Origin of the sequence: Geotalea uraniireducens (assembly GCF_027943965.1) — a bacterium.
In the GTDB taxonomy this organism is placed as follows: Bacteria; Desulfobacterota; Desulfuromonadia; order Geobacterales; family Geobacteraceae; genus Geobacter; species Geobacter uraniireducens.
Genome location: NZ_AP027151.1, coordinates 2,755,192 through 2,781,348 on the forward strand (window position 1 = coordinate 2,755,192; position 26,157 = coordinate 2,781,348).

The 26,157-nt window shown below is 63.6% G+C and carries 23 protein-coding genes; 15 read left to right on the forward strand and 8 right to left on the reverse strand.

Annotation, left to right across the window (positions count from 1 at the left end; genetic code table 11):
* Positions 1-7: 7 nt before the first annotated feature.
* Both QMN23_RS12945 and QMN23_RS12950 read right to left on the reverse strand, forming a co-directional pair.
* Positions 8-658, reverse strand: coding sequence for a response regulator (locus QMN23_RS12945; protein WP_281999744.1), 651 nt, complete (start codon positions 656-658; stop codon positions 8-10).
* 561 nt (positions 659-1,219) lie between these two features.
* Positions 1,220-2,059, reverse strand: a complete 840-nt coding sequence (locus QMN23_RS12950; RefSeq protein ID WP_281999745.1) for a carboxypeptidase-like regulatory domain-containing protein — start codon at positions 2,057-2,059, stop codon at positions 1,220-1,222.
* A 356-nt stretch (positions 2,060-2,415) separates the two neighbouring features.
* Between QMN23_RS12950 and QMN23_RS12955 the strand changes: the two genes are divergently transcribed.
* The 6 genes from QMN23_RS12955 to QMN23_RS12980 all read left to right on the forward strand — a co-directional run bounded on the left by QMN23_RS12955 (position 2,416) and on the right by QMN23_RS12980 (position 6,366).
* The gene (locus tag QMN23_RS12955; protein WP_281999746.1) at positions 2,416-2,844 is read left to right on the forward strand and encodes a c-type cytochrome; all 429 of its coding nucleotides are present in this window, start codon (positions 2,416-2,418) and stop codon (positions 2,842-2,844) included.
* Positions 2,845-3,007: 163 nt separating this feature from the next.
* Positions 3,008-3,370 carry a hypothetical protein gene (locus QMN23_RS12960; RefSeq protein ID WP_281999747.1) on the forward strand — a complete coding sequence of 121 codons (363 nt, stop codon included), beginning with the start codon at positions 3,008-3,010 and terminating at the stop codon, positions 3,368-3,370.
* Between the two features lie 122 nt (positions 3,371-3,492).
* Complete coding sequence (gene resB / locus QMN23_RS12965) at positions 3,493-4,872, forward strand: cytochrome c biogenesis protein ResB (protein WP_281999748.1); 1,380 nt, start codon at positions 3,493-3,495, stop codon at positions 4,870-4,872.
* A gap of 1 nt (position 4,873) precedes the next feature.
* Positions 4,874-5,722 carry a c-type cytochrome biogenesis protein CcsB gene (gene ccsB, locus QMN23_RS12970; protein ID WP_281999749.1) on the forward strand — a complete coding sequence of 283 codons (849 nt, stop codon included), beginning with the start codon at positions 4,874-4,876 and terminating at the stop codon, positions 5,720-5,722.
* A gap of 42 nt (positions 5,723-5,764) precedes the next feature.
* Complete coding sequence (locus QMN23_RS12975; protein ID WP_281999750.1) at positions 5,765-6,070, forward strand: zf-TFIIB domain-containing protein; 306 nt, start codon at positions 5,765-5,767, stop codon at positions 6,068-6,070.
* 65 nt (positions 6,071-6,135) lie between these two features.
* Positions 6,136-6,366: a ribbon-helix-helix protein, CopG family gene (locus tag QMN23_RS12980; RefSeq protein ID WP_281999751.1), complete on the forward strand. Its 231-nt coding sequence runs from the start codon at positions 6,136-6,138 to the stop codon at positions 6,364-6,366.
* A gap of 112 nt (positions 6,367-6,478) precedes the next feature.
* Here the strand turns inward: QMN23_RS12980 and QMN23_RS12985 are convergent, their stop codons facing one another.
* Genes QMN23_RS12985 through QMN23_RS13005 form a run of 5 tightly spaced genes read right to left on the reverse strand, consistent with a single transcriptional unit; the run spans position 6,479 to position 10,649 of the window.
* Entirely contained in the window at positions 6,479-7,492 is a 1,014-nt protein-coding gene (locus QMN23_RS12985) for a transglutaminase-like domain-containing protein (protein WP_281999752.1), read from the reverse strand.
* Between the two features lie 51 nt (positions 7,493-7,543).
* Positions 7,544-8,131: a sulfurtransferase-like selenium metabolism protein YedF gene (yedF, locus tag QMN23_RS12990; protein ID WP_281999753.1), complete on the reverse strand. Its 588-nt coding sequence runs from the start codon at positions 8,129-8,131 to the stop codon at positions 7,544-7,546.
* Positions 8,128-8,928 carry an acyl-CoA dehydratase activase gene (locus QMN23_RS12995; RefSeq protein ID WP_281999754.1) on the reverse strand — a complete coding sequence of 267 codons (801 nt, stop codon included), beginning with the start codon at positions 8,926-8,928 and terminating at the stop codon, positions 8,128-8,130. Before QMN23_RS12995 ends, yedF begins: the two co-directional genes overlap by 4 nt.
* Positions 8,925-10,199: a double-cubane-cluster-containing anaerobic reductase gene (locus tag QMN23_RS13000; RefSeq protein WP_281999755.1), complete on the reverse strand. Its 1,275-nt coding sequence runs from the start codon at positions 10,197-10,199 to the stop codon at positions 8,925-8,927. The genes QMN23_RS12995 and QMN23_RS13000 overlap by 4 nt, the downstream gene beginning before the upstream one ends.
* 36 nt (positions 10,200-10,235) lie before the next feature.
* Positions 10,236-10,649, reverse strand: coding sequence for a response regulator (locus QMN23_RS13005; RefSeq protein ID WP_281999756.1), 414 nt, complete (start codon positions 10,647-10,649; stop codon positions 10,236-10,238).
* A 176-nt stretch (positions 10,650-10,825) separates the two neighbouring features.
* Here QMN23_RS13005 and QMN23_RS13010 point away from each other — a divergent pair, with 176 nt between their 5' ends.
* Positions 10,826-11,719 carry a selenium metabolism-associated LysR family transcriptional regulator gene (locus QMN23_RS13010; RefSeq protein ID WP_281999757.1) on the forward strand — a complete coding sequence of 298 codons (894 nt, stop codon included), beginning with the start codon at positions 10,826-10,828 and terminating at the stop codon, positions 11,717-11,719.
* Between the two features lie 378 nt (positions 11,720-12,097).
* Here the strand turns inward: QMN23_RS13010 and QMN23_RS13015 are convergent, their stop codons facing one another.
* Positions 12,098-13,078 (reverse strand): DUF362 domain-containing protein, encoded by a 981-nt coding sequence (locus QMN23_RS13015; RefSeq protein ID WP_281999758.1) that lies wholly within the window; start codon positions 13,076-13,078, stop codon positions 12,098-12,100.
* A gap of 415 nt (positions 13,079-13,493) precedes the next feature.
* Here QMN23_RS13015 and QMN23_RS13020 point away from each other — a divergent pair, with 415 nt between their 5' ends.
* The 8 genes from QMN23_RS13020 (at position 13,494) to QMN23_RS13055 (ending at position 26,157) form a co-directional block, all read left to right on the forward strand.
* Positions 13,494-14,852 (forward strand): sigma-54-dependent transcriptional regulator, encoded by a 1,359-nt coding sequence (locus QMN23_RS13020; RefSeq protein WP_281999759.1) that lies wholly within the window; start codon positions 13,494-13,496, stop codon positions 14,850-14,852.
* Between the two features lie 161 nt (positions 14,853-15,013).
* On the forward strand, positions 15,014-18,751 hold the full coding sequence (locus tag QMN23_RS13025; RefSeq protein ID WP_281999760.1) for a PAS domain S-box protein: 3,738 nt from the start codon (positions 15,014-15,016) through the stop codon (positions 18,749-18,751).
* Between the two features lie 115 nt (positions 18,752-18,866).
* A complete protein-coding gene (locus tag QMN23_RS13030) occupies positions 18,867-20,291 on the forward strand; it encodes a sigma-54-dependent transcriptional regulator (RefSeq protein WP_281999761.1) in 1,425 nt (474 codons plus the stop codon).
* 256 nt (positions 20,292-20,547) lie between these two features.
* Positions 20,548-20,898 carry a hypothetical protein gene (locus QMN23_RS13035; protein ID WP_281999762.1) on the forward strand — a complete coding sequence of 117 codons (351 nt, stop codon included), beginning with the start codon at positions 20,548-20,550 and terminating at the stop codon, positions 20,896-20,898.
* A complete protein-coding gene (locus tag QMN23_RS13040) occupies positions 20,898-22,937 on the forward strand; it encodes a chemotaxis protein CheW (protein ID WP_281999763.1) in 2,040 nt (679 codons plus the stop codon). Before QMN23_RS13035 ends, QMN23_RS13040 begins: the two co-directional genes overlap by 1 nt.
* Before the next feature lie 34 nt (positions 22,938-22,971).
* A complete protein-coding gene (locus QMN23_RS13045) occupies positions 22,972-23,469 on the forward strand; it encodes a chemotaxis protein CheW (RefSeq protein ID WP_281999764.1) in 498 nt (165 codons plus the stop codon).
* A gap of 30 nt (positions 23,470-23,499) precedes the next feature.
* Positions 23,500-25,251 (forward strand): methyl-accepting chemotaxis protein, encoded by a 1,752-nt coding sequence (locus tag QMN23_RS13050; protein WP_281999765.1) that lies wholly within the window; start codon positions 23,500-23,502, stop codon positions 25,249-25,251.
* A gap of 36 nt (positions 25,252-25,287) precedes the next feature.
* On the forward strand, positions 25,288-26,157 hold the full coding sequence (locus QMN23_RS13055; protein WP_281999766.1) for a CheR family methyltransferase: 870 nt from the start codon (positions 25,288-25,290) through the stop codon (positions 26,155-26,157).

Here is a 26,157-nt window from a genome sequence, read left to right on the forward strand (position 1 = left end):
AAAGGGGCTACATGGAGGCAAGGCCCTCGCGGAGGGCATATTTGATCAGTTCGGCCACACTGCGCAGGTTAAGCTTCTTCATTATTCTGGCGCGCCGGGCTTCAACGGTTCTGACACTCACGCCGAGGGAAAACGATATTTCCTTGCAGCTCTCCCCCGCCGCGATCAGCCCCAGCAGCTGCCGCTCTTTCGCACCGAGCACCGGTGCTCCCGCAGCAGCCTCCTCGGCAAGCCGCCAGAAGTACTGTTTGACGAGAATGTGGGGAATCCGCTGTCCAAAATAAATTTCACCCTCGGCAGCGACCCTGATGGCCTGGCCCAGTTCGCTGGGGGTCGCCAGCTTCTTGAGCAGATAGCCGGATGCCCCGGCCTTGAGCATCTCGACCACGTAGGTCGTTTCCTGGCGCATCGAGAACCCGAGCACCATGACGTCCGGGAGTTCGCGCTTGATGATCCTGGTGGCGTCGATACCGCTCATTTCGGGCATCATTACCTCCATCAGCACCACATGGGGCCGGTCCCGGCGGGCCAATTCCAGCGCCTCGCGGCCGGTTGCCGCATCACCCACCACCGTGATGAGGGAATCTTGTTCCAGGAGCGAACGCACACTCTCCCGGAAGAGCCGGTAGTCGTCAGCAAGAAGGACTCTCAGTGTCATGGTTTCCCCACTTCGCGCGATGACGGGAATTTCCCGCGGGATAGCCCCCTCTGCCCCCCCGCAAGGGGATCGCTCCCCTGTGTCGGGCGCATTGAGCTGGTTGGGCGCTTTCCCGTTGATATCATGGCAGTTTTTCGCGCTCAGTTGTAGCAGCTTTTCAAGCAATCCGCAATTCTGCAGGTGGGTGGATACCGGCCGGCACAGAGGGGGGAGAGGCGACAAACGGCAGATTTCGTCCCGGGGGTCATCAAAACGTCGCCAGGAAAGCGGAAAACGGGAGCCCGACAAGGGTGAGGGCGCTACGGGGAAAATGCCAGCCCGCCGGGGACGGGACAAAAAAACCGGGAGCGGCAACCGCTCCCGGCGTCACTTCCGGGCGCGCCGGAAGGGGGAAAACCGTTCGGACGAGCCGGACGGGAGACTAGCAGGGGTGGACCGTGGCCGTGCCAACGATCCGCGGCCGCGAATACTTCTGCTTCTTCATGGGGCACTCACCTCCTTTTCGTTGTTGCCGATAATGGACAATCGGTGCTGCGGCGATTCGAGGGGCGGCGCCGGCAGTTACGGCTGCGGCGGCCCCCCCTTCCCTTTCATTCCTCCCGGCCCTTTCTTCCCCGGCGTCGGCCGGGTGAACGGCGCGGCGTTGATATCGATCCCGCCGGTCACCGCGCCGGCCTTGACCTCGACCGGTTTCGGCGTGGCGCCGCCGTAACTTCCCATCAACATCCCCGTCGTCGGCACGCCGCCGCCGTAAATGTCGCGGACCCGCAGGTAGTAGGTGCCGCCGTCGCCAACCCGGAGGAGGTAGGTGCCATCCTTGCCGGTCCGGTCGGAAACATAGAGCGGCCGGCCGATCATCGTCGGCGTGACGAAGGCAAAGACCAGCGCCCCCGCCATTGGCGTCCCGTCAGCGGCGAGAACCTTGCCGGCAATGCCGGTGATTGCCGTTTTTTTGATCGTCGTCTGGCGGAAGACCGTTACCCCGGTCAGGACTCCGGCATCGTGCCGCTCGCCCGGCATGATCGTGTAAGGCCGCGGCGCCCCCTGCGCATCGCGGCTGGTGAAGAACAGATCGCCGTCGCGGGGCGGGCCGATTTCGTGCCCCTGCTGCCGCTTGATCGCCCCGACGAAATAGGTCCCCGGCAGGAGTTGGACCGCGAAACGCCCCTCGCCGTCCAGTTGGGCCAGGTCGTCGGGCACCCGCCAGTAGCGCTCGGGTGCCGGCGGCGGGCCGACGGCGGCACTGAAGAAGTAAACGGTGCCATTGGCCAGCGGCTGGCCGTCGGGAGCGACGATCTGCCCCGCCAGGGTCCCGGCGGGAATGGCCGCGGCCGCCAGGCCGCCGGTCAGCAGCGTCAGCAGTGTCAGCAGCAGCGACGGGATCATCATCCGTAGCCTCATCTTCATTCTCCTTTCCGCACCCCGGCATCGGGTACCGGCCGGGACTTCCCGAGAAGTCTACCGTATTCTGGCCGGATGGCACAAAAAAAATCGGCAGTGTCGCCGGCGGCGAAGCGGTTGGCGTGACGGCCGGCTGCCCGGTGAAGGCGCCCGCTTCGGCAACGGTGGTCAAGAAACTCGTTATCGTTCAGCGCCATTTCCGGCCGGTCGAACCGGTGCCGGCCATTGTGCGCACCACCTCGCCCCGAGCGGGAATTTCCTTCTTGACATCCGGCCGCCCTTCCCTATACTCCATAAAAATCAGCTTGTTCGATGTTCCCGGAAGGGACACTATTTCACTATGGGAGGGATGTCGTATGTGCTTTATCCATGAACGCGCCACCGTCGCCGGCGCTGCCCGGAAAGCGGCTATCGTCCTGGCGCTCTGCTTCGTTGCCGCCGGCTGCTCCAAGAAAGAGGCGCCCGAGGCTCCGGCGCAACCGCAGGGCCAGATGGGGCAGATGATGCCGCAAGGCGCCATGGGGCAGATGTCCGACCAGCAGAAGCTCGCCATGGGCGGGGCGATTTTTGCCAAAAAGTGCGCACCGTGCCACGGCGCCGATGGCGTCGGCGGCACCGCCGGGCCATCGCTGCAGAAGGCGGAGTTCAAATACGGCCGGACTGCCGAAGCTGTCGCCACGACCATCCGCAACGGCCGTCCCGGCGGCATGCCGGCCTTCGGCAAGGATTTCAAGGATATCGAGATCAACACCCTGGCCTCCTACGTGCTCAGCCTGAAGAAGTAGCTCCGCCGGAAGAGAACCGCTGGCGACGGAACGAGCCCCTTGCCCCGCAGCACCACCGGGACGAGGGGTTCTTTTTTCTTTACCCGTAACCGGGGCAATGGTAGCATCACCGCCAGCAGGTCACTCTCTTCCCAGCACGGGCCAAAGGCCCGACAACAAAACGATGCTCTTTCGCTGCGCCATCAAATATACCGCTTTGCTGCTGCTCGCCCTCTACCTCCTGCATCCGGCCGGCGGACTCGCCGTTGCCGACTGTGGCACCCCCGTCCTCTGCCTGAGCGCAACCGACGGCAAGGAGGCCTCGGCTTCCTCGACAGCCGACCAGCGGGATCCTGCCTCGGCGGACGACACCACCGACGGCTGCTGCTGCGATCTCGACTGTCCCTGCGATGCGGCGGCGCCCCTGCCGGCAGCGTTAATCCCGCAGTACACCCCGACCCTGGCCAGACTGGCGGTCGCCGAGCCGTTCCGGGCGCCGCCGCAAGTCTACCTCGGCAAGTTCATCCCCCCTCAGAACCGCTCCTGAATTAACCGCGCGGGATTGGTGCGTCCGCCACCCGTCGGCGTTGCCGCCGGTGGTGCCGGATCGGCGTACGCAGCCGCCAACCCGCCCTGGCTCCCCTTTTCCGACAATTCAGGAGGATTACCATGACTATGCCTTGCCAGGCCCGTGGTTTCGCCACGGCACTCCGGGACGGTCTCAGTTCCCTGCGCCTGACGCTGTTTTTACTCTTTGCCCTCGCCCTGACCTCGATCATCGGCACGGTCGTCCAGCAGAACCTGGCGCCGGCCGAATACCAGCAGCGTTACGGAACCGGCACCAGCAAGCTGTTCAACGCCCTCGACCTCTTCGACATGTATCATTCCTGGTGGTTCCTGTTGCTGTTGGTGCTGTTGGCCGCCAACCTGTTCGCCTGTTCATGCAAGCGGTTCCCGGCCGTCTGGCGGCACCTGCGCCGGCCGACCGTGCTTATGGACGAAACACTTGAACGAAGCCTGCCCTGCCGAGAGGAATTCCCGACCACCGTCGCCCCGGAGCAGGCCGCCGAACGGGCGGCAGCATTGCTCTTGGCCGAATTCGCCCCTCCGCTCCGTACCGCCACCGCCGACGGCATCCAGCTCTTCGCCCAGAAGACTCCGGCCGGCCGGCTCGGCGCCTACCTGGTCCACCTCAGCATCATCGTCATCTTCGGCGGAGCGATTATCGGCTCGCTCTTCGGCTTCAAGGCCTACGTCTCGATCAACGAAGGCGCCAGCGCCACCACCGCCGTCAGCCGGGCGGGGAAGCCGATCGAGCTCGGCTTTGCCGTCCGTTGCGACGATTTCGGTGTTTCATTCTACGACACCGGTGCACCCCGGGAATTCAAGAGCCTCTTGACGATTCTCGAAAACGGCCGGCCGGTCCCGGGCTACGAACGGGTACCGGTCATCGTCAACAAACCGCTGACCTACAAAGGAATCACTTTCTACCAGTCGAGCTACGGTCAGGCCGACGGCGGCATCTACCGCTTCACCGTCCGGCAACGGAGCGGCGGCACCCCCATTCCGCTGACCCTCCGGCAGGGGGAATCGGCCCGGCTCCCCGACGGGGGAAGCATGCACCTGCTCGAAGCGACCGACGAGGTGAGCCGCTTCATCCCCGCGGTTTCCGGGCCGGCAGCCCGGATCGAGGTCCATCCGCTCCGCGGCGAGAGCAGCGCGTTCATCGTCTTTGCCAACTATCCCGGTTTCGATGAACAGCGCGGCGCGCCGCTGATCTTTACCTACGCCGGGGCCGACGCGACGATGTTCACCGGTCTCCAGGTAGCCAAGGACCCGGGCGTCTGGGTCGTCTGGAGCGGTTGCCTGCTGATGGTGGCCGGCTGCTACCTCGCCTTTTTCGTTTCGCACCGGCGCATCTGGGTCCGGATCACCCCCGGCCGGGTAATCGTCGCCGGCGGCGCCAGCAAAAACCAGCCCGCCTTCGAGCGCCGTTTCGCCGAGCTGGCCGCCCGGCTGCGCCAGACCATCGCCAGGGAGGATCAGTAAAATGACCAGTTCGCTGCTATTCAACGTGACAACTTTTGTCTATCTGCTCGCCATGCTCTGCTTCTTTGCCTACCTGGCCAGCCGCAACGGGAGGGTGGGACTGGCCGGCAGCCTGACGGCCCTGGCCGGCCTGCTCATCCAGAGTGCCGCCATCGTCCTGCGCTGGAAGGAATCGTACGATCTCGGCCGCGGCCACGCCCCCCTCTCCAACCTCTACGAATCGGTGGTGTTCTTCTCCTGGAGCATTGTCCTGATTTTCCTGCTGCTGGATGTCCGCTACCGTTACCGGGTAATCGGCGCTTTCGTCATCCCTTTCGCCCTGTTCGGCATGGCCTGGGCCCAACTCGGCCTCGACAGCGGGATCGAACCGCTGGTCCCGGCCCTGCAGAGCAACTGGCTCCTCTACCACGTCATCACCTGTTTCATCGGCTACGCCGCCTTTGCCGTCGCCTGCGGCATTTCCATCATGTACCTCCTGCAGAGCGGCAAGGAGCAGGCGGACCGGCCGGCCCAAAGCGGCGGCATCGCCGCCCTGTTCCCACCGGCGCGCGTTCTCGACGACCTCAACTACCGGGCAATCGTCATCGGCTTTCCGCTTCTCACCCTCGGCATCATCACCGGCGCCGCCTGGGCCAATTACGCCTGGGGGACCTACTGGAGCTGGGACCCGAAGGAAACCTGGTCGTTGATCGTCTGGTTCATCTATGCCGCCTTTCTCCATGCCCGGTTTACCAGGGGATGGATCGGCCGGCGGGCGGCCTGGCTCTCCATCGCCGGCTTCGCCGCCACCATCTTCTGCTACCTGGGAGTCAACCTGCTCCTGTCGGGATTACACAGCTACGGCGGCTAAAGTTGGAATTTTTTCACCACATCAACCATGGAGGAACAATCTATGCATTGTCCGGTATGCAAGGTAGCGCTGCTGATGACGGAACGTTTCGGCGTCGAGATCGACTATTGCCCCCAGTGCCGGGGAATCTGGCTCGATCGCGGCGAATTGGACAAGATCGTCGCCCGGGTGGAGCCCCCCCCGACCAAGGCGACAGCAGCCGAATGGCCGGCACCGTCCGGCCACCAGGGGCACCATGCCGGCCATCATGACGGAGGACGGCACGATAACCATGATAGCCGGCGGCACTTCGAGGCCAAGCCACACCGGAAACGGTCGATGCTGGCTCAACTGTTCGATTTCGACTGAATGTTGACAAACCGGGTCCCCGCCGAGAATTTCCGCGGGGATCAAGACTGACAAGGGAAGGGATTATGAACAACAACGACGGCTGTTCCCGGCGAACGGCAGAGAAGAAGCGGCGCGGGCATGCCCGGGAACTCCTCCCGAACGTTATTTCGCTCCGGATAAGCGACGAGGAGAAAACGGTTCTGGAGACGCTCGGCAACAAGATGGAGAAGAGCACCTCCGAGCTGATGCGCGAAGCGATGCTCCGCTGGCTGAGCAGACAGCGGGGAAAGGGAAGCGACCCGGCCGCCGGCTAGCGCACCGGCGCCGAAAACGGCAACGGGGCCCCGAATGGGGCCCCGTTCTTTGCCGTGGGGCGTGCCGCGCCGGCGGCCGAAGCCGGCAAGGCGTGGTGGGAAGCCGGGCCGGTTACCGTTCGCGATAGCTGATCGAGTAACGGAAACTCTGCGGCGCATAGAAATCGAGCGCCTTCCCCCCCACTTCCGCATACGGATAGCCGAAGGTATTGAGCGGCGGTCCGGCCTGGGGCGGATTGAGAACGATATCGCGTCCCGTCGCCAGCTTGATCCGGTACGGATCGATCCCCCCCCAGAAATAGGCCCGCAGCTCCTTGACCTTCGGTGACTCCGGTGCCAGTTTCTCCACCAGTATCGCCTTCCGGACATCGGCAGGGTCGGCCGGCACCCAGCCGTAGCCGGGGACGAAAAACTCCGCCCAGCAATGCTGCCAGGTGGTGATGTCCTCGGTCGGCTTCCGGCCGAGACGGATGCCGAAAACCTCCCGCGCCGGCACCCCGGCCGCCCGGCAGAGGGCGACGAACACCGAAGAGATGTCGGTGCACTTGCCGCCCGGCTTCCGGAGCAGCGCGCAGACATCACCCTTGCCGCAGCCGACGGTAGCCGGATCGCGGTACATGTTCTCGCAGGCCCAGTCGTAGATGGCCCGGGCCTTGGCAAGAACCGTTGTCTTTCCGCCGGTAATGGAATCGGCCAGTTTCTTCACTTCGCCGGTCACCGGCCCGAGGCTGGTCGGCGCCAGGTAGCGGCGGTAATCGGCCGGATCCCAAGCCGTTTCCCGGGCCGGGAAATCGCGGCGCAGCACCTCCCGACGCTCGGCGGAAAAAGAAAAGGTCAGTTTGCGGCTGACCGCCGCCTTATCCCAGCGGGCATAGAGGATCGGGTTGCCGTCGGTCCGGTCGGTGTAGACCCCGGCCTCGGCATAATCACCGGCAATCCTGATCGCGCCGATCGTCTGGTCCTGGTCGGAAACCGGATAGGGAAGCCAGAGCCGCACCTCCTGCCCCTGCTCTTGCCCCGACAGGTCGACGGCGACCGTCACCGTCCCGCTACGGCTGTTTCCCCAGGCCGTCGCGGCACCAAGGACCAGTGCCAGCAAACCAAACAACACTACCGCTTTTCGCATCCGAACTCCTTCAACAGTCAAGATAATTCACTTTACGCCGGTTTCGCCCGGCTACAGCCCGATCACCAGCCCGGCGCCCAAAAGCCCTTCGGCGGTGGTGAACATGTTGGTCACCGTCCCGGCCCGGAGCAATTCCTTCCGCTGGAAGAAATCGAGGCAGACCCCGCAAGAGAGGACCTCCACCCCCCGGTTGCCGAGCTTCTCCAGCGCCTCCAGCACTTCCGATCCTTCGGTGGTAAGCATCACCCCCCGGTTGAGGAAAAACATCCGGTCGGGAAGCTCTGCCAGATCGAGCAGGGTGATGATGAAATTCTTCATCAGCAACCGCCCCAGTTCCTCCGGGCCGTCGCCCAGCCGGTCGGAGGCGATCAGCATCGCCCGTTTCCCGGCCCGTTCCGGCACCGGTACCGGCGACACCGCGGGCGCGCCCGCCGGCGTGATGGTCAGGGCGAAACCGCCGTCGATCGGCGTTTCGCTTACCGAGAACCCCCGGTTGACGGCAAAGCGGTTAACGTTTTCCCGCGGCGCCCCCGGGTCGACCAGCACCTGCAACGGCTCGCCCCCCGCCTCTTCCAGCCCCCGCTTGGTGGTCACCACCGGAGCCGGGCAGGCCATGTTCCTGCAGTCGATGATTTTCATACCGTCACTCCTTCGCCGGTCTGGCTTGTCAATTCTGCGCCGGCCCGCAACGCTTCGTCCCTGGCCAGGAACGCCGCGCCGACCGCGCCGGTAAATTCCGCATGTTCCCGGATCAGCAGCCGCCGCCCCAGGTTCTTTTCAATCATCGCCGCCAAGGTGGAATTCCGGGCGCAGCCGCCGGCAAAGACGATTTCCTCCGTCAGCGGCAGCCGGGCGGCCAGCGCCGTCACCCGGTCCGCCACCGAGCGGAGAACGGCAGCGGCGATCGCTTCCCGCGGCACCCCCCGGGCAACCAGCGACACCACTTCCGACTCGGCAAAGACCGCACACATGCTGCTCAGCTTGACCTCGTCAGCCGCCGCGGCCGCCCGGGCGGCGAACTCGTCGAGCGACCAGCCGAGACTCGCGGCCATCACCTCGATGAACTTGCCGGTCCCCGCCGCACAACGGTCGTTCATCTCGAACTTCCGCACCCGCCCCGTCTCGTCGAGGGAAATCACCTTGGTATCCTGACCGCCAATGTCGAGCACCGTCCGGCAGCCGGGAAAATGGTGTGCCGCACCGCGGGCAAAGGCCTTGATCTCCGTGACGGTCAGGACGTCGTCGGCCAGTTCGAGGAGCTGCCGCCCGTACCCGGTGGCCATCACCCGGTCCGCCGGCAGATCGGCCATCAGCTCGCGGCACCGGGCCAGCGGGTCGAAGCTGTTCTCCCCGCCGGTATAGCCGACCAGGGCCCCGTCCACCACCAGCGCCAGTTTGATGTGGCGCGAACCGATATCGACGCCGAGGAACCTCACCGGAGCATCTCGATGAACGCCTCGAGGCGGGTCTTCAGCTGGCCGAAATCCTCCATGCTGTAATCGGTTTCGATGCGCAGGAAAGGCACCCCGGCCAGGCTCGTTTCCACCTTGTAGGCTTCCACCAGGTAGGGAGTGCAGAACTGGAGGGCGTAATGGATGATCCCGTCGGCCCGGAGCCGCTCGCAGAGCGCGGCGATGTTGCCGGGCCGTTCGTCGTTCGGGGTAAAGCAGGCACAGTCGATGGTCAGTGAGCGTTCGGCGATCTTCATCAGCCCCTCTTCGACGGTAACGAAATCCTCGTCCGCCAGGTCGCGGAAGTTCCGCTCGCCGATGCACGACTCCTCACCGACCACCACCCCACCGCTCCCCTCGACAATGGCATGGACCTTCCAGTTGGGAATGGCCATCGGCGAACCGGAGACGAGCAGCCGGGGCGCGCCTTTGGCCGTCACCCCCACCCCCGCGGCGACCCGTTCTTCCAGCTCGTCGCAAAGTTCGTTGGTCTTGGCAGTAAAACGGACCGGATCGTCGTAGAACGATACCTGGTTGACGAGCAGGGCATCGAGACCGGAGAGCGGCGCCGGATCGGCCTCCCGCAGCCTGCTCAGCCGCTGCAGCGCCCGCCGCTTGGCGTTGACCACCGCTACCCCGTGCCGAAGCCCCTCCAGGGTCAACGGCGCGCCGGTCAACTTTTCCATCGTTTCCCGGAAGCGCGCCACTTCGCCGAGCCAGAGCCGTTTCCCCGCCGGCCCCTTCATGTGCGGCAGCTCCATGACATGGACCTTGCCGGTTAGCTCGTCGAAGATCTCGTAAGCCTTCTTCTTGCCATCGCAGGTGGTTTCACCGACGATCAGATCGGTCAGTTCGACGTAGGGACAGAGACCGGCCAGCTTGAACCCCATGAAGGCCTTGATCAGGGCACAGCTGTTCCGCGGGATGAAGCGCTCCGCCTCGGCGGTGCCGACCTCGGCGCCGGCACAGAGGCCGATGCAGATCCCGTCGGCCGCCAGCACCACCTCTTCGGGGACGTAGACGCAGAAACCGCCGACAACTTTCCGCCCCGCCCGCTTCGCCTCGTAAATCTCCTTGATCCGCAGGCCGTGGACCTCGGAGATGACAAAATCAAAATAGGCCATCCCCCGCGGCCGGTTGGCCTGGGCAAGGTAGATGCCGCGGTAGGCGTCGGACAGGACGCCGAGCAGTCCGGCATGGTTGTCGAGATCAAGCCCCAGCTCCTGCCAGAGCGGGGTGTAGTCGTTACTGGACATGAACCCTCCTTGGTTGCAGCGGCACCAGCCGTCCGCTCAATGAACAGTTACCGGGGAACCGTCGCCGACCATGCCGCCGATCAGCGTCAGCAGCTCGGCCAGGGTGGTCGGCTTGCGGTACGCCCCGACCGCCCCGGCAGCCAGCGCCTCGCGCTGCACATCGTCGGTAAGCTGTGCGCTGACCAGGGCGACCGGCAGAGCGGGGCAGCGGAGACGCAAAGCCCGGATGAATTCGATGCCGTTCATCGCCGGCATCTGGTAATCGGTCAACACCGCCGCATACTTTTCGCACTCCACCAGCTGCAGCGCCGCATCGCCGCTCGGACAACAGCGGGCGACAATGCCCTGCCGTTTCAGCAGATACCCCACCAGCTCCAGCTGCACGTTGTCGTCATCGACCACCAGCACCCGGCACACCCCCTCCTCGCCCTGCTCTCGCTCCACGCACATAGCCATCCTCCTGATGGTACCGCCGCTCCTCCGGCTGTCGCCCCGGGTAGCGGAGTACGGTCAACCGACCGCCAAGATCACCACTGATGAGCATTAGCCAATTGACTTTCCGCTGTCAAATTGATTATTTTAATATTTTGAATTCCAATCATCGTTTTTTTCCATTTGGGAGGCCCATGAACCTGAAACAACTGGAAGTCTTCCTGGCAGTCGCCGAAAGCGGCAGTTTCTCCCGCGGCGCCGAAGCTACTTTTATCACCCAGTCGACGGTCAGCCAGCATATCGCCGCCCTGGAGAGCGAACTCGGCATCCGGCTCCTCGACCGGACCAGCCGGGGCGCCCTCCTTACCGAGGGGGGCAAGGTCCTGCTCGACCATGCCCGGCGGGTGGTCGCCGGCACCCACGAGATCGAGCAGGCAATCAAACGGTTCAAGGGGCTCGACGAAGTGATCCTGCGGGTCGGGGCCAGCAATATTCCCGGCGACTACATGGTCCCGGCGGCACTTCCCCAGTTCCTCGACCGCTATCCGGCGGTGCGCCTCACCCTGTTCCAGGGCGACAGTCGCGACATCCTCGACAAGGTGAGCGGTGAAGTGGTGGAAATCGGTATCGTCGGCAGCCGGTTCGACGAAGAAGGAATCTCCTTTGCACCGCTGGGCCGGGACGAAATCAAGGTAGTGGCCGGCAGCGCCCACCCGTTGGCCGGCCGGGCGGACCTCACCCTCGGCATGCTGTTGCAGCAACGGTTCATCATGCGGGAAGCCGGCTCCGGCACCGCCAAAACGGTCCGCGAGGCCCTGGCCGCCGCCGGTTTCTCCGCCGACCGGCTCGACATCCGTGCCGCTCTCGGCAGCAACGAGGCGGTCAAGGCCGCCGTCGGCGGCAACCTGGGGCTTTCGTTCATCTCCGAAGTTTCGATCCGCCGGGAGCTGCAGCGGGGCGAACTGGTAGAACTGCCGGTCGCCGGACTGACGATCTCCCGGACCTTCTACCTGGTGACCCGCAGCGGCCGCGAACTGTCGCCGGCCGCCCTGGCCTTCGTCGAGCTGATGCGGGAAATCTACGGCTAGGCCCTGGCAGCCGACGACCTATCGGTCCCACGTCATAGTAACTGAGTCAGTTTTTGATTTTTATCAGGATGCATCCATGTGCCATCTATCCCGCCACAGTGCAGTGAATGGGTATGGCAAATCTGGAAGGAGCAGCGGGAATCAGAGCGGGATCTATTGGATGAAAATTAAAACGAGGCCGTGATCCTCTCCGGGCTGCTTCAACGATCCGAACCGGCTGAGCCGACCAGCAGCAGACATGGACCGGGCGTTTGCCTGGTCACGCAGTGCGCCCAGCGCATTCGGCAATGGAATGACGTGATGCCGTCTCACTTCCGGCAGCCCGACACAGGTAGTCCAGCCAGGATCGAAAGGTCGTGATGTATGCCGTCAGCCCTTTCAGATTGTGATCAGCTCATAGCGGCCATTGCCCATGCTAAGCTCTTTCATATAGGACAATTGCCGTAACCCCTTGCGTGATTCAATGCGCTCCCGAAGGTCGTGCAACTCCCCTTCGGGCAGTTTATAGACCAGGTCGATGGAGGCCTGTTCAACGGCCAGCAAATCGGTGGAAGCAAGGATGCCCAGATCATGCGCCCTGACCGGCGCCGCACTGGTACCGGCGCAGTCGCAGTCCACGGACATGTTGCGCAGCACATTGATGTAGACAATCCGCTTGCCGAAGTGATCCACAGTGGCTTTTGCCGACTCCACCATGTTTTCCTGGAAAGGTTCGCCCTTGAGCCAGAGGTCGTAATGAACGTTGTCAGGGGCACCATGGACCATCTTCTTGCCGATGGTCCCGTCGGCACAGCCGATGGCGATATTTTTCAGCGAACCGCCGAAACCGCCCATGGCGTGCCCTTTAAAATGGGTCAACACCACTAACGAATCATAATTCAGCAAGTGTTTGCCCACCGACATCTCCTTGAAGCGCTTTCCTCCTTTGACGGGGATCATCACCGCCCCATCCTCATCCATGATATCTACCGGACAGAAGTTCCAACCGTTGATCCTGATGGTTTCGCGATGATCTGCCGTAGTAAACCGTTTCCCTTTATACAAGGTATTCGTCTCAACGATAGTGCTGTTGGGAATCTGCTGCTGCAGTGCCTTGACCATCTCCCGCGGCAGGATATTGGGTCCATGGGGTTCACCGGTGTGCAGTTTGATGCCAACCTTGCCTGTTATGTTTTGTTTGATTCTGGAATAGATTTTCAACAGTCCGGCAGCGCTGATATCTTTTGTAAAAAAAACAGGGGAATGAGCCTGCTCGGCGGCAAAAACACTCCCAAGGCCCAAACCATTGCTCATGGCAACAGTTCCCAGGACCAGAGCTCCGGACTGCAGGAAGTTTCGACGTGAAATTCCTTTCGCCATATTCGGCCTCCTTAATAATCGAATGCTGTAGCTGGGCAGAAGTGCCTTGACTTTATGCAATTACAACCGACTAATCTTCTGCCGCACTTTATTTTAGTAGCGGGGCGGAAAAGCCGGTAGCCTGATTCTGGCTATTTCTTGCCCGATCGTCCCAAAATGGCCTCTGGCACGCAAAAAACACCCCGACTGTTCCATTCACAGTCCAGACCGGCAACCGTCAGCAATCCGGCCCCGCTCTCAAAAAGAACAAAAGCAGGCATCTCCAGTGCCATCCCCCCAGCATATTTCTGTCTACCGAAATACCTCGTTATTTTTCCTGTTCGAGTCCCGACTTTTCGTATAGGTTATCATTACGGATCCGGAACCATCCGGCAAGCAGAGCCAATCAAAACGGCAAGTTACGGTTACAGAAACTATGGAAACGATCCTGATCGTCGACGACGAGGCGTTCATCAGGGAGAACACCGAGCGGATCCTCGGTGCCGGCGGGTACCAGGTGCTGGCGGCGGCAGGCGGCGCGGCGGCCCTGGAGCTGCTCGCCGACCACGAGGTCGACTTGGTGCTGCTCGACCTCAACCTGGGGAACGAAGACGGTCTCGAACTCCTCAAGACCCTCAAGCGGGAAGACCCGGAGCTGCTGGTAATCGTCATCACCGGCTACGGTTCGGTGGAGAGCGCCGTCGCCGCCCTCAAGCTCGGCGCCTACCATTACATGAAGAAGCCGTTCAAGGCCGATGCCCTGCGGGTGATCGTCAAGCTGGCCCTGCAGACCCAGACCCTCAAGCGGGAAGTCCGCAACCTGCGCCGGGGCGATCTGGCGCTGTTCGAAACGGTGCCGATGGTCGGCGCCAGCCGGGCATTGCGGGAGATCACCGACCAGGTAAGGGAAGTGGCCCGGTTCCCGGCCTCGACGGTGCTCATTTCCGGCGAATCGGGCACCGGCAAGGAGTTGGTCGCCCGGGCGATCCACCATCTCTCCGAACGGCGGGAAGCCCCCTTCGTCGCCATCAACTGCGCCTCGATGCCCGAGGCGCTGCTGGAATCGGAGCTCTTCGGCCACGAGAAGGGTGCCTTTACCGACGCCCGCCAGCGCAAACCGGGACTGTTCGAGGAGGCCAACCGGGGAACCATTTTTCTCGACGAGATCGGCGAAATGGCGATCGCCAGCCAGGCCAAGCTATTGCGGGTGCTGGAAGAACGGGCAATCCGCCGCGTCGGGGGTACCCGTTCCATCGCCATCGATGTCCGGGTGGTTGCCGCCAGTAACCGGGATCTGCAGGAGGCGATCGGCGCCGGGAGGTTCCGCGAAGACCTCTTCTACCGGCTCAACGTCTTCCCGATCCGCATCCCGCCGCTCCGCGACCGGCGGGAAGATATCCCGCTGCTCGCCACCTTCTACCTGGAACGCTACAGCCGCTCTTTCTCCCGCAACTTCCAGGGGATCTCGCCCGAGGCGCTGGCCCGGCTGACGGAATACCGCTGGCCCGGCAACATCCGCGAACTGAAGAACGTCATCGAGCGGATCTGCATCATGCACGACGGACCGCTCCTGACCGCCGCCCAACTCCCCGTCGAGATCGCCGGCAGCGGCGCTGCCCCCGCCGACGGACCGCCCGACCTCTCCCTCGGTCTGGCGGCGGCCCTCGACCGTTTCGAACGGCAGCTGATCGATACCGCCCTCGCCCGCTGCGACAACAATGTGGTCAGGGCCGCCCGGCTTCTCGGCATCCCCCGCAGCACCCTCCGCTACAAAATGGCCAGATTCGGCCGCTAGTCCCACCACCCGCCGGCTCTTCCCGGAAAGGAGCCACCTCCCCCGGCTGGCCAGCACAGGATTGTTCTCAAGGATATCCGGATTTTACCGATATGGTTGGAGAGTCAGTCTCGTTTCGTTTTCCCCGGCCAAGTGCCGTTTACCATGGAGAACCGCCGGTCGTGAAGATCGTCAAGAGTGCGTGGACCAATCCGATTTTCCTTACCAGCCTGATCGTCACCGGGGCAATTATTGTCGCGACCAGCTTTTTCCTGGACCAGGCCGCTACCGAAGCCGAACACCAGATTCGCATCGAGCAGGAAGAGCGGCTGAAGACGTTCTGGGAACTCCTCCGCAACAAGGGCACCGATTTCCGGATCGCCGACGGCAAACTGCTGGCCGGCAGCTACCTCATCAACGGCAACTGCGATCTGCCGGACAAAATCGAGGAAATCTTCGGCGGTACCGCGACAATCTTCATGGGAGATACCCGCGTCGCCACCAACGTCCTCAAGGCGGATGGCCGGCGGGCGCTCGGCACCAGGCTGCAGGGGCAGGTCTACGACGTTATCTTCCGGGAGCACCGGGCGTATCGCGGCGAGGCAACGATCCTCGGCATCCCCTATTTCACCGCCTACGACCCGATCAGGAACAACCGGGACGAAATCATCGGTGTTCTCTATGTCGGGATAAAAAAGAGCGATTTCCTCGCCGGCTACCAGCAGCGCCGCACCCGTATCATTGCCGGGGCGGTGGCCGTCAACCTGCTCTTCATTCTGCTCAACTTTCTGCTGCTCCACGAACGGGCCCGGGCAACGGCCACTCTCCGGGAGAGCGAGGCAAAGTATCGCACCCTCTTCGAGGCGTCCCCCGAGGGACTCCTGCTTTTCACCGACGCCATCCTCGACTGCAACGAGCAGGCCTGCCGCATGTTCGGCTGCAGCAGGGGGGAATTGCTCGGCATGACCGTGGCAGAGCTCTCGCCGCTGGAACAGCCGGACGGCCAGCCGTCGGCGGTGGCCATCCGGGAGCGGCTCGACGTCGCCCGTGCCGGCACGCCCCAGCGTTTCACCTGGCTGCACCGGCGGTGCAACGGCGAGCCGTTCATCGCCGATGTCTCCCTGAACGCCGTCACCCTCAAGGGGAACTCCATTGTCCAGGGGACGATCCGGGACGTCACCGAACAGCGACGGATGGAAACGGTGCTCCGGGAGAGCGAAGCCCGATTGCGGGCGGCCGTCGAAAACCTCCCGTTCGAATTCTGGGCAGTCGACGCCGAAGGGCGGGTCATCGTCCAGAACCGGCACTCCATCCGCCGCTGGGGAAGACAGCTCGGCCAACGGCCGGAAGATGCCGGGATGGCGGCGGAAGACCTCCGGGAATGGCTCTATTTCAAGGAACGGGCCTTCGCCGGTACGGTAATCCGCAAGGAAACGACCTCCGCCAACTCCGGCAACCAGCGGTGGTACGAAACCATCGCCGCGCCGATCTACGCCGACGACGCCAGCTGTGCCGGCATCCTCGGCATCCATATCGACATTACCGAGCGGAAAGAGACCGCGGCGGCACTGGAACGGCTCGGCGCCCGCTACCGGCTGACGCTCGAGGCGGCCGGCGAAGGGATCTACGGCATCGACCGGGAAGGCCGGATCACCTTCGCCAACCCGGCGGCGGCCCAGATGCTCGGCTACGAGATGGCGGAGCTGGCCGGGATCGACAGTCATGTTGCCTTCCATTACCGCCGGGCTGACGGCAGCCGCTATCCCGTCGAAGAATGCCCCGTCCACCAGGCGATCCTGGCCGGCCGGCGCTGCCACGTCAGCGAGGATCTGTTCTGGCGGAAGGACGGCTCGGCCTTCTCCGTCGACTACTTCAGTACGCCGATCAGGGAGCGGGGAGAAATCGTCGGAGCGGTGGTGGTCTTTTCCGACATCACCGAGCGCAAACGGGCGGAGGATGCGCTCCGGCAACATGCCGTCTTCCTCCAGGAACTGATCGACACCATCCCGAACCCGGTCTACTACAAGAACCGCGACGGCCTTTACCTGGGGTGCAACCGGGCCTTCGAGACCTTTTTCGGCCGGCCCCGTGAACAGATCATCGGCAAGACCAGTTACGAGCTCGCCCCCAAGGCATTGGCCGATTACTACTACGAGATGGATGCCGCCCTCTACCGGACGTCCGGGCACGAGACCTACGAAACCGAAGTGATCGATACCGACGGCAACAGCCGTAACGTCATCTTCAACAAGGCAATCTTCCGTGAGCAGGACGGCTCGGTCGGCGGGCTGGTCGGAGTGATGATCGACGTTACCGAGCAGCGGCGGACCGAACAGGCGTTGCGGCTCACCCAGTTTTCCGTCGACCATGCCTCCGGGAACATGTTCTGGGTCGACGAAACGGGGCGGATCGTTTCGGTCAATGCCACCGCCTGCAACACCCTCGGCTATTCCCGCGCCGAACTGCTGACCATGACCGTCGGCGACCTCGACGAGCGTTACCCGCGCGAACGATTCGCCGAACTGTGGCGCGAGCGCTGGCAGCAGATCAAGGAAAACGGCGGGATCAACTTCGAAACGACCCACCGGACCAGCAGCGGCGCCCGGCTCCCCATGGACGTCGTCGCCCACTTCCTGGCATACCAGGGGCGGGAGTTCATCTTCTCCTTCGCCCGGGACATCAGCCGGCGAAAGCAGGCGGAAGCGGCACTGCTGGAAAGCGAGGAGCGCTTCCACCAGCTCTTCGCCCAGAATGAGGACGCCATCGTCTTCCTGGCGCTGGACAGCTTCGACATCATCGACGCCAACCCGGCGGCAATCAGCATGACCGGCTTTTCCCGCGACGAGCTGTTCAACCTCGGCCCCTGGTCGTTCCTGGCGTCGGAAGAGTACCAGCGGTTCATCGGCGAAATACCGCAGAGCGGCGACCAGCGGCTCTTCCAGGTCGATCGGGCAACCGTCTGCACCAAGGGAGGGGAAAAGCGCGCCGTTTCGATCCGCGGCAAGATTATCCGGCTGCGGGACAACGAAGTGGTCTACTGCTCGTTCCGCGACATCTCCGAACGGCTGCGCATCGAGGAAGATATCCGCGAAACCCAGGCGAAGCTGATCCACGCCAACAAGATGACCTCACTGGGGATGCTGGTTTCCGGCATTGCCCACGAAATCAACAACCCGAACAATTTCATTTCGTTCAACGCCGGCATCCTGGCCGACGCCTGGAAAGATGCCGCCGTTATTCTCAACGACTACTCCGCCGAGCATGGCGACTTTACCCTGAACGGCCTGCCGTTCAGCGAGGTCAGGACCCTGGCGCCCCGGCTCTTTGCCGGCCTCGGCGAAGGGTCGCGGCGGATCGGCGAAATCGTCAAGAACCTCAAGGAATTCGCCCGCAACGACACCGCGACCCTCACCGCCCACTTCGACGTCAACCGGACGGTCCAGACGGCGGTGGCGATGCTCGGCCATATCATTCACCGCTTTACCGACCATTTCACGGTGGAACTGGCGTCGGCGCTGCCGCCGGCCCGGGGGAAAGCCCAACAGATCGAACAGGTGGTGATCAACCTGCTGACGAACGCTCTGCAGGCGCTCCCCGACAAGTCACGGTCGGTAAGCGCCACGACGGCCTACGACGCTTTCACCGGCCGCCTCGTGGTAACGATCAGCGACGAAGGCCGCGGCATGACCAGGGAGGTCCTGGACAAGATCACCGAGCCGTTCTTCAGCACCCGACTGGAGAGTGGCGGGACCGGCCTCGGCCTGTCGATCTCCGCCAGCATCATCAAGGAACATCACGGCTCGCTGGAATTCGAATCGACCCCCGGCCAGGGGACGACCGCCATCATCCGCCTGCCGGCCAGCGGCGAGCCGGAAGGCGAGCCGGTCAGGACGCCGGCGAATGCATCTCCTCCCCCCTGACACGGGGGACCGAGGGGGAGTGTTCGCCCACGCCCCGGCTCGCGAATTAGTTGTAGGGGCGAAAATTTTTCCGCCCCTGGCTGCATTGAGTCAACCCGATGGAGGTTTCGCCCGTATGAACAGCCGTCCCCTACTCGCCTTCCCGATCCTGCTCGTCGACGACGAAGAGGAGATTCTCTTCAGCACCAGCCTGATCTTCCGCACCGCCGGCTTCAGCCGTGTCCTGACCTGCAACGACAGCCGCCAGGTGCCGGAGATCCTGGCCAAAGAAGAGGTAGCGCTGATCATCCTCGATCTCTATATGCCCCACGTCTCCGGCTACGAGTTGCTCAAGGAACTGGCCGGCACCCACCCCCAGATCCCGGTGATCGTCATGACCGCCGCCAACGACATCGAGATGGCGGTAGACTGCATCAAGGCAGGAGCCTTCGACTATTTCGTCAAGCCGGTGGAGCGGAGCCGGCTTTTGACCGGCGCCCACCGCGCCCTCGAACTGCATCAGCTGCGCAGCCAGGTTTCGTCCCTCAGCGAGCATCTGCTGACCGACCGGCTGCAGCATGAAGAGGAATTTGCCGCCATCATCACCCGCAGTCCCCGGATGCGGGCGGTCTTCCACTACCTGGAGGCGGTGGCGGTCACCGACCAGCCGCTGCTGATCAACGGCGAAACCGGGGTCGGCAAGGAACTGGTCGCCAACACCTTCCACCGCTTGAGCGGCCGCCCCGGCCCGTTCGTCGCGGTAAATGCCGCCGGGCTCGACGACCTGATGTTCTCCGACACCCTGTTCGGCCACACCAAGGGGGCCTATACCGGCGCCGACACCCCGCGGGAAGGGTTGATCGCCAAAGCGGCCGACGGCACCCTCTTCCTCGACGAGCTCGGCGACCTGCAGCCGTCGTCACAACTGAAACTGCTCCGGCTGCTCCAGGAGCAGGAGTATTACCCGCTCGGCTCGGACAGCCCCCGCCGGACCAACGCCCGGATCGTCGTCGCTACCAACCGCGATCTGAAGGCGATGATCGGCGACGGCAGCTTCCGCAAGGACCTCTTCTATCGGCTCACCACCCACCAGGTAACGATCCCGCCGCTCCGCGAACGGCGCGACGATTTACCGCTCCTCCTGGATCATTTCCTCGACGAGGCGGCGGCCGCTTACAAGAAAGCGAAACCTACCCCGCCGCCCGAACTTTGCGCCTACCTCGCCTCCTACGACTTCCCCGGCAATCTCCGCGAATTGCGGGCGATGATCTTCGACGCCATGGCCCGGCACGGCAAGGGGGTCCTCTCCATGACCAGTTTCCGTGCCGCAATCGGCAGCGGCCGCACCGCGGCGGAATGTGAACCGCTCGCCTTCCTCGGCGCCCTCGCCGCTGAAACCGCGCCGGCAGGCCGGATGCCAACCCTGAAGGAAGCGGAAGAGCTGCTCGTCGCTCACGCCCTCCGCCTTGCCAACGGCAACCAGGGGATCGCCGCCTCCTACCTCGGCATCAGCCGTCAGGCGCTCAACAAGCGGCTTTGCCGGAGTCCGCAGCCCGAATAGATTCCCCCCCGCGCCATCGTGTAAATGCCTGCGACAAGCGTTGCAGCAGCAACCTATGCTGCACCCGCCAACCGTCCGTAACAACAGACCTTTTCTCGCTCCCGGCCGATTCCGGCAACTTCCGTCGCAGGGGTCCCCGGAAGCCCCCCAGATAACTAACTGTAATTACTGATAATTTTTCCGCCACTCCTTGGCATTGCCGCTGCAATGGTATCCCCAGAGCAGCGCATCAACACCGTTTCAGGGAGGAGCTACCATGTCAGCAGCAACAACCGCCACGATAGCAATCACCCTCGACGGCGACTGGTCGATGACCGGAGTCGCAACCCAGCTGCAACCGCTGGCCGAACACCTGGCGGCCCTGTCGCACCATGTGCCCGGCGGGCGGCCGGGCCCGAGCGGCCAGCCACTGATCAGCCTGGCCGGGATCGACGCCATCGACGCCTGCGGCCTGCAACTGCTGACCGTGTTCATCCGCCACCTCCGGCAGCTCGGTTTTGCCCCGACCCTGACCGACGTCGATCGCGACTTCCGTCTCACCGTGCAAACCCTCGGGTTTGCCCACGAGCTGGAACAGATCATCCACAGTGAACAAGGACAAGCGTGATGAGCGCCCCCGACCCTAATGCCACTACCGATATCAGCCGGTTCAACGCCGTCTTCTTCGACGAGTGCGCTGAACATCTGGCCGAACTCGAACAGATCCTCCTGGCCCTGGATATCGCCAATCCGGGCGACGAGGAACTGAACGCCCTCTTCCGGGCGGCCCACTCGATCAAGGGGGGCGCCGGGATCTTCGGCTTTTCCGACATGACGGTGGTCACCCACGAGTTGGAATCGCTCCTCGACCTGATCCGCACCCACGAGCTGGCGCTGACCGGTCCGATGGTCGATCTCTTCCTCCGGTCGGGCGATGCCATCGGCATGCAGCTGGCCGGCCATCGCGACGGCAGCGCGGTGGATCTGGCGCTGATCGACGACATCTGCGCCCAGCTTCGCCAGTGCTGCGACCGCCAGCCCGCCGCCCCGGCAGTCGAGACGTCGGCTCCCGTACCGGAGCCGACGCCGGTACCGGCTCCGGACAACCAGCGCCGCCTGGAGATCGACTTTCTGCCGGAAGACGACCTCTTTCGCCGCGGGGTACGAATCGAGAACCTGATCGCCGAACTGGCGGAACTGGGCGAACTGGCCAGCCGCTACGAAATTGCTGAAGCCGACTTGGCAACCATCGACCCCGAAAGCTGCCTGGGCCACTGGCATTTCACCCTCGATACCGCCGCCCCCGAGGAAGAGATCCGCGACATCTTCGAATTCGTCGCCGATCGCGAGCAGCTGCGGATCGCCGACGCATCGCCGGCAGAGCGGCAGGAAACGGCGCCATCCCCCGGCGTCATCCCCGGAGAAGAACCGGCAGCGCTCCTCGGCCGCCGGGCCAGCGACCGGAACGAAACAGCCCCCGGCGCCTTCGGCCGGCGCGGGCCGGAAGCCGAATCGTCGATCCGGGTCGGGGTCGGCAAGGTCGATCAGCTGATCAACCAGGTAGGCGAACTGGTCATTACCCAGGCGATGCTTGCCCAGATGGCCGGCCAGCTCGATCCGGTCCTCTTCGAAAACCTCCACCGCGGGCTGTTGCAACTGGAACGCAACACCCGCGACCTGCAGCAGAGCGTCATGTCGATCCGCCTGGTGCCGATCGGCATCGTCTTCAGCCGCTTTCCCCGGCTGGTCCGGGATCTGGCGACCAAGCTCGGCAAGCAGGTGGAACTCCGGACCGAGGGGGAGACCACCGAACTGGACAAGGGGTTGATCGAGAAGATTACCGACCCCCTCACCCACCTGGTGCGCAATTGCCTCGACCACGCCCTCGAGCTGCCGGAAGTCCGCCGCGCCGCCGGCAAGGACCCGGTCGGCACCGTCACCCTGCGGGCCGCCCAGATCGGCGGCCGGATCGTCATCGACGTCATCGACGACGGCGCCGGCCTCAACCGGGACAAAATCCTCAAAAAGGCCGCTGAACGCGGCATTCCGGCCAGCGAGGCAATGGCCGACGAGGAGGTCTGGCAACTGATCTTCGCTCCCGGCTTCTCCACCGCCGAGGTGATTACCGACATCTCCGGCCGCGGCGTCGGGATGGACGTGGTACAGAGAAACGTCCAGGCGCTCGGTGGCCGGATCCAGCTCAGCTCCGAGCCGGGACGCGGGACGCGGGTCACCATCAGCCTGCCGCTCACCCTGGCGATCCTCGACGGCCTTTCCGTCGCCGTCGGCGCAGAGAAATTCATCATCCCGCTCAACTCGATCATCGAGTCGCTGCAGCCGCAGGCCGAAGAGGTCAAGACGGTCAACGGCCGGCGGGTGGTGCTGGTCCGCGGCGAATACATCCCGCTGCTGCCGCTTCACCAGCTGTTCAACCTGGAAGCGACGGTGACCGAGCCGGAACGGGGAATCGTGGTCCTGATCGATGTCCAGGGGGAAAAGGCGGCGGTCCTGGTCGACGCCCTTTTAGACGAGCACCAGGTGGTAATCAAGAGCCTGGAGGAAAACTACCGGAAAGTCGCGGGGACCGCTGGCGCAACGATCCTGGGGGACGGCAAGGTCGCCCTGATCCTCGACGTCGGCGCCCTGCTCGAAATGTGGAAAGACTAGTGGCTCTGGCAAACAGGAACAGGAGGAGGGAACGATGACCATACGTGCGGAACAGGAAACGGGAGAGCGGGGAGTGGGGCCGGCACCGCGGGAATACCTCACCTTTACCCTCGGCAACGAGGAGTACGGCATGGATATTCTCAAGGTCCAGGAGATCCGCGGCTACGATGCCGTCACCCGGATCGCCAACGCCCCGGAATTCCTCAAAGGGGTGATCAACCTGCGGGGAGTGATCGTCCCGATCGTCGACATGCGGATCAAGTTCAACCTTGGCACCCCGACCTACGACGAGTTCACGGTGGTGATCATCATGAACGTGCTGGGACGGGTGGTCGGCATGGTGGTTGACGGCGTGTCGGACGTGGTCACCCTCGCTGCGGAGCAGATCAGGCCCGCCCCGGAACTGGGCGCCGGCCTCGACACCCGCTACATCACCGGGCTCGGCACCCAGAACGGCCAGATGCTGATCCTGGTCGACATCGAGCAACTGATGGGCAGCGACGAAATGCAGCTGATCGACAGCGCGGCATAATTCATACTCCAGGGAAAGGCGGTATCGGACATGAAACTTACCAAATTCAAGGACTGGGCAATTCTCACCAAGATCCTCAGTATCTCCATCACCACCATCGTCGTACTGGCAGCGGGCATCATGCTCTACCTGCTGCCGATGATCGAAAAGAAGCTGATGCACGAAAAGGAAGTAACCGTGGAAGACGCGGTCGGGGTTGTCAGCACCCTGATCGACGGCTACCAGGCCAAGGTGAAGAGCGGCGAACTGCCCCTGGCCGAGGCCCAGAAACGGGCCATCGACAACATCCGTGCTCTCCGCTACGAAGGGAACGAGTACTTCTTCATCACCACCCCCGAACCGGTCATGATCATGCATCCGATCAAACCGGAACTGGACGGCAAGAAGGTCGACGATATCAAGGATCCGAACGGCAAGCAGATCTTCGTCGAATTCGCCAAGGTAGCCAAGGATAAGGAGAAGGGACTGGTCGACTACCTTTGGCCCAAGCCCGGCTCCACGGTGCCGGTGGAAAAAATCTCCTACGTCTCCTACAACCGGGACTGGAATTGGGTAGTCGGCAGCGGCATCTACGTCGATGACGTCAAGGCCCAGATCAACCAGATGAAGTGGCAGATCATCATCGCTACCGCGATCTTCGCCGCCCTGATCTTCGTCTTCGCCTGGCTGGTGGCCCGCCGGATCAAGTCCGCCCTCAACGAGGCGATCGTCGCCTCCGAACATATCGCCGCCGGCGACCTGACCTGCACGATCAATGTCGCCAGCAGCGACGAAACCGGTCAGCTGCTCCAGGCGCTGAAAGAGATGAACGACGGGCTGGTGCAGATCGTCAGCGAAGTGCGGGTCGGTGCCGACTCGATCGCCACCGCCACCGAGCAGATCTCCGCCGGCAACGCCGACCTCTCGCAACGGACCGAGGAACAGGCGTCGGCCCTCGAAGAGACCGCCTCCAGCATGGAAGAGCTGACCTCCACCGTCAAGCAGAACGCCGACAACGCCCAGCAGGCCAACCAGCTGGCCGTAACCGCCAGCGACGTGGCGGTGAAGGGGGGCGAGGTGATTTCCCGCGTCGTCAACACCATGGGGGCAATCACCACCAGTTCGCGGAAGATCTCCGACATCATCGGCGTCATCGACGGCATCGCCTTCCAGACCAACATCCTCGCCCTCAACGCCGCGGTCGAAGCGGCCCGGGCCGGCGAGCAGGGGCGCGGCTTCGCGGTCGTCGCCGGCGAAGTGCGCAACCTCGCCCAGCGGAGCGCCGCCGCCGCCAAGGAGATCAAGGCGCTGATCGAAGATTCGGTAACCAAGGTCGAGGACGGCAGCCGGCTGGTTGAAGAGGCCGGCCAGACCACCCAGGAGATCGTTACCAGCATCAAGCGGGTCGCCGACATCATGGCCGAGATCTCTGCCGCCTCCGCCGAACAGTCGAGCGGCATCGAACAGGTCAATACCGCCATCACCCAGATGGACGACGTTACCCAGCAGAACGCCGCCCTGGTGGAAGAAGCGGCCGCCGCCGCCGAATCGTTGGAAGAGCAGGCGCGGACCATGGTTCATACTGTCAGCCGCTTCAAGCTGAACGACCAGGGAAGCTCGCCGCGCCGGACCGAACGGAAAGAGCAGAAGAGCGCCGCCAGACCGGCGGCCATCGCCAAGGCGGTAAAACCGGCCGCTACAGCCAAGCCCGCCCTCGGCTACAGCAAAGGAACGGCGCCGGAAGCCGCGGAAGCCCCCTTGGCCAAGGCGGTAGGCGCCGATGACGACTGGCAGGAATTCTAGGCAGGGCGAACGATGAGCGCGATGCCGGAGTTGACCATGATCACGGAACGGAACAGCAGACGCCCGTCAAACAGCGAAGAGATCCGCCAATTTCACTTCACGGCGGCCGACTTCGCCCGTGTCCGCGACCTGATCTACCACGCCGCCGGCATCTCGCTCAGCCCGGCCAAACAGGATCTGGTCTATAGCCGCCTGGCCCGTCGCCTGCGGGCCAGGCAGCTGACCAGCTTCAACGACTACCTGGCGATCCTCGAATCGGGAGAGCCGGAGGAATGGGAGGCGTTCATCAACGCCCTGACCACCAACCTGACCTCCTTCTTTCGCGAACCGCACCATTTCCCGATTCTCGCGGAGCAACTGCAGAAACAGCAGGCCGGCCGGCGACAGCTCGCCGTCTGGAGCTGTGCCGCCTCCAGCGGCGAAGAACCCTACTCCATCGCCATCACCGCCGCCGAGCATTTTGGCACCCTGAACCCGCCGGTCCGGATCCTGGCGACCGACATCGACACCGCGGTGCTGGAGCGGGCCCGCCGGGGGGTCTATCGCCTCGACCAGGTGCACAAGATCCCGCCGCCGCAGCTCAAACGCTACTTCATGCGCGGCACCGGCACCAATGCCGGACTGGTCAAGGTCCGGCCGGAGCTGCAGAAACTGATCACCTTCCAACAGTTCAACCTGCTGGAGCCGGCCTGGCAGCTGAAGGAACGGTTCGACGCCATCTTCTGCCGCAACGTGATGATCTACTTCGACAAACGGACTCAGTACGAGATCCTCCGCAAGTTCCGGCCGATTCTCCAGTCGGGCGGACTCTTCTTCGCCGGCCACTCGGAGAGCTTCCATCACGCCACCGATCTGTTCCGGCTCTGTGGCAAGACGGTCTACGCCCCGGTCGGCAGGGAGGCATAA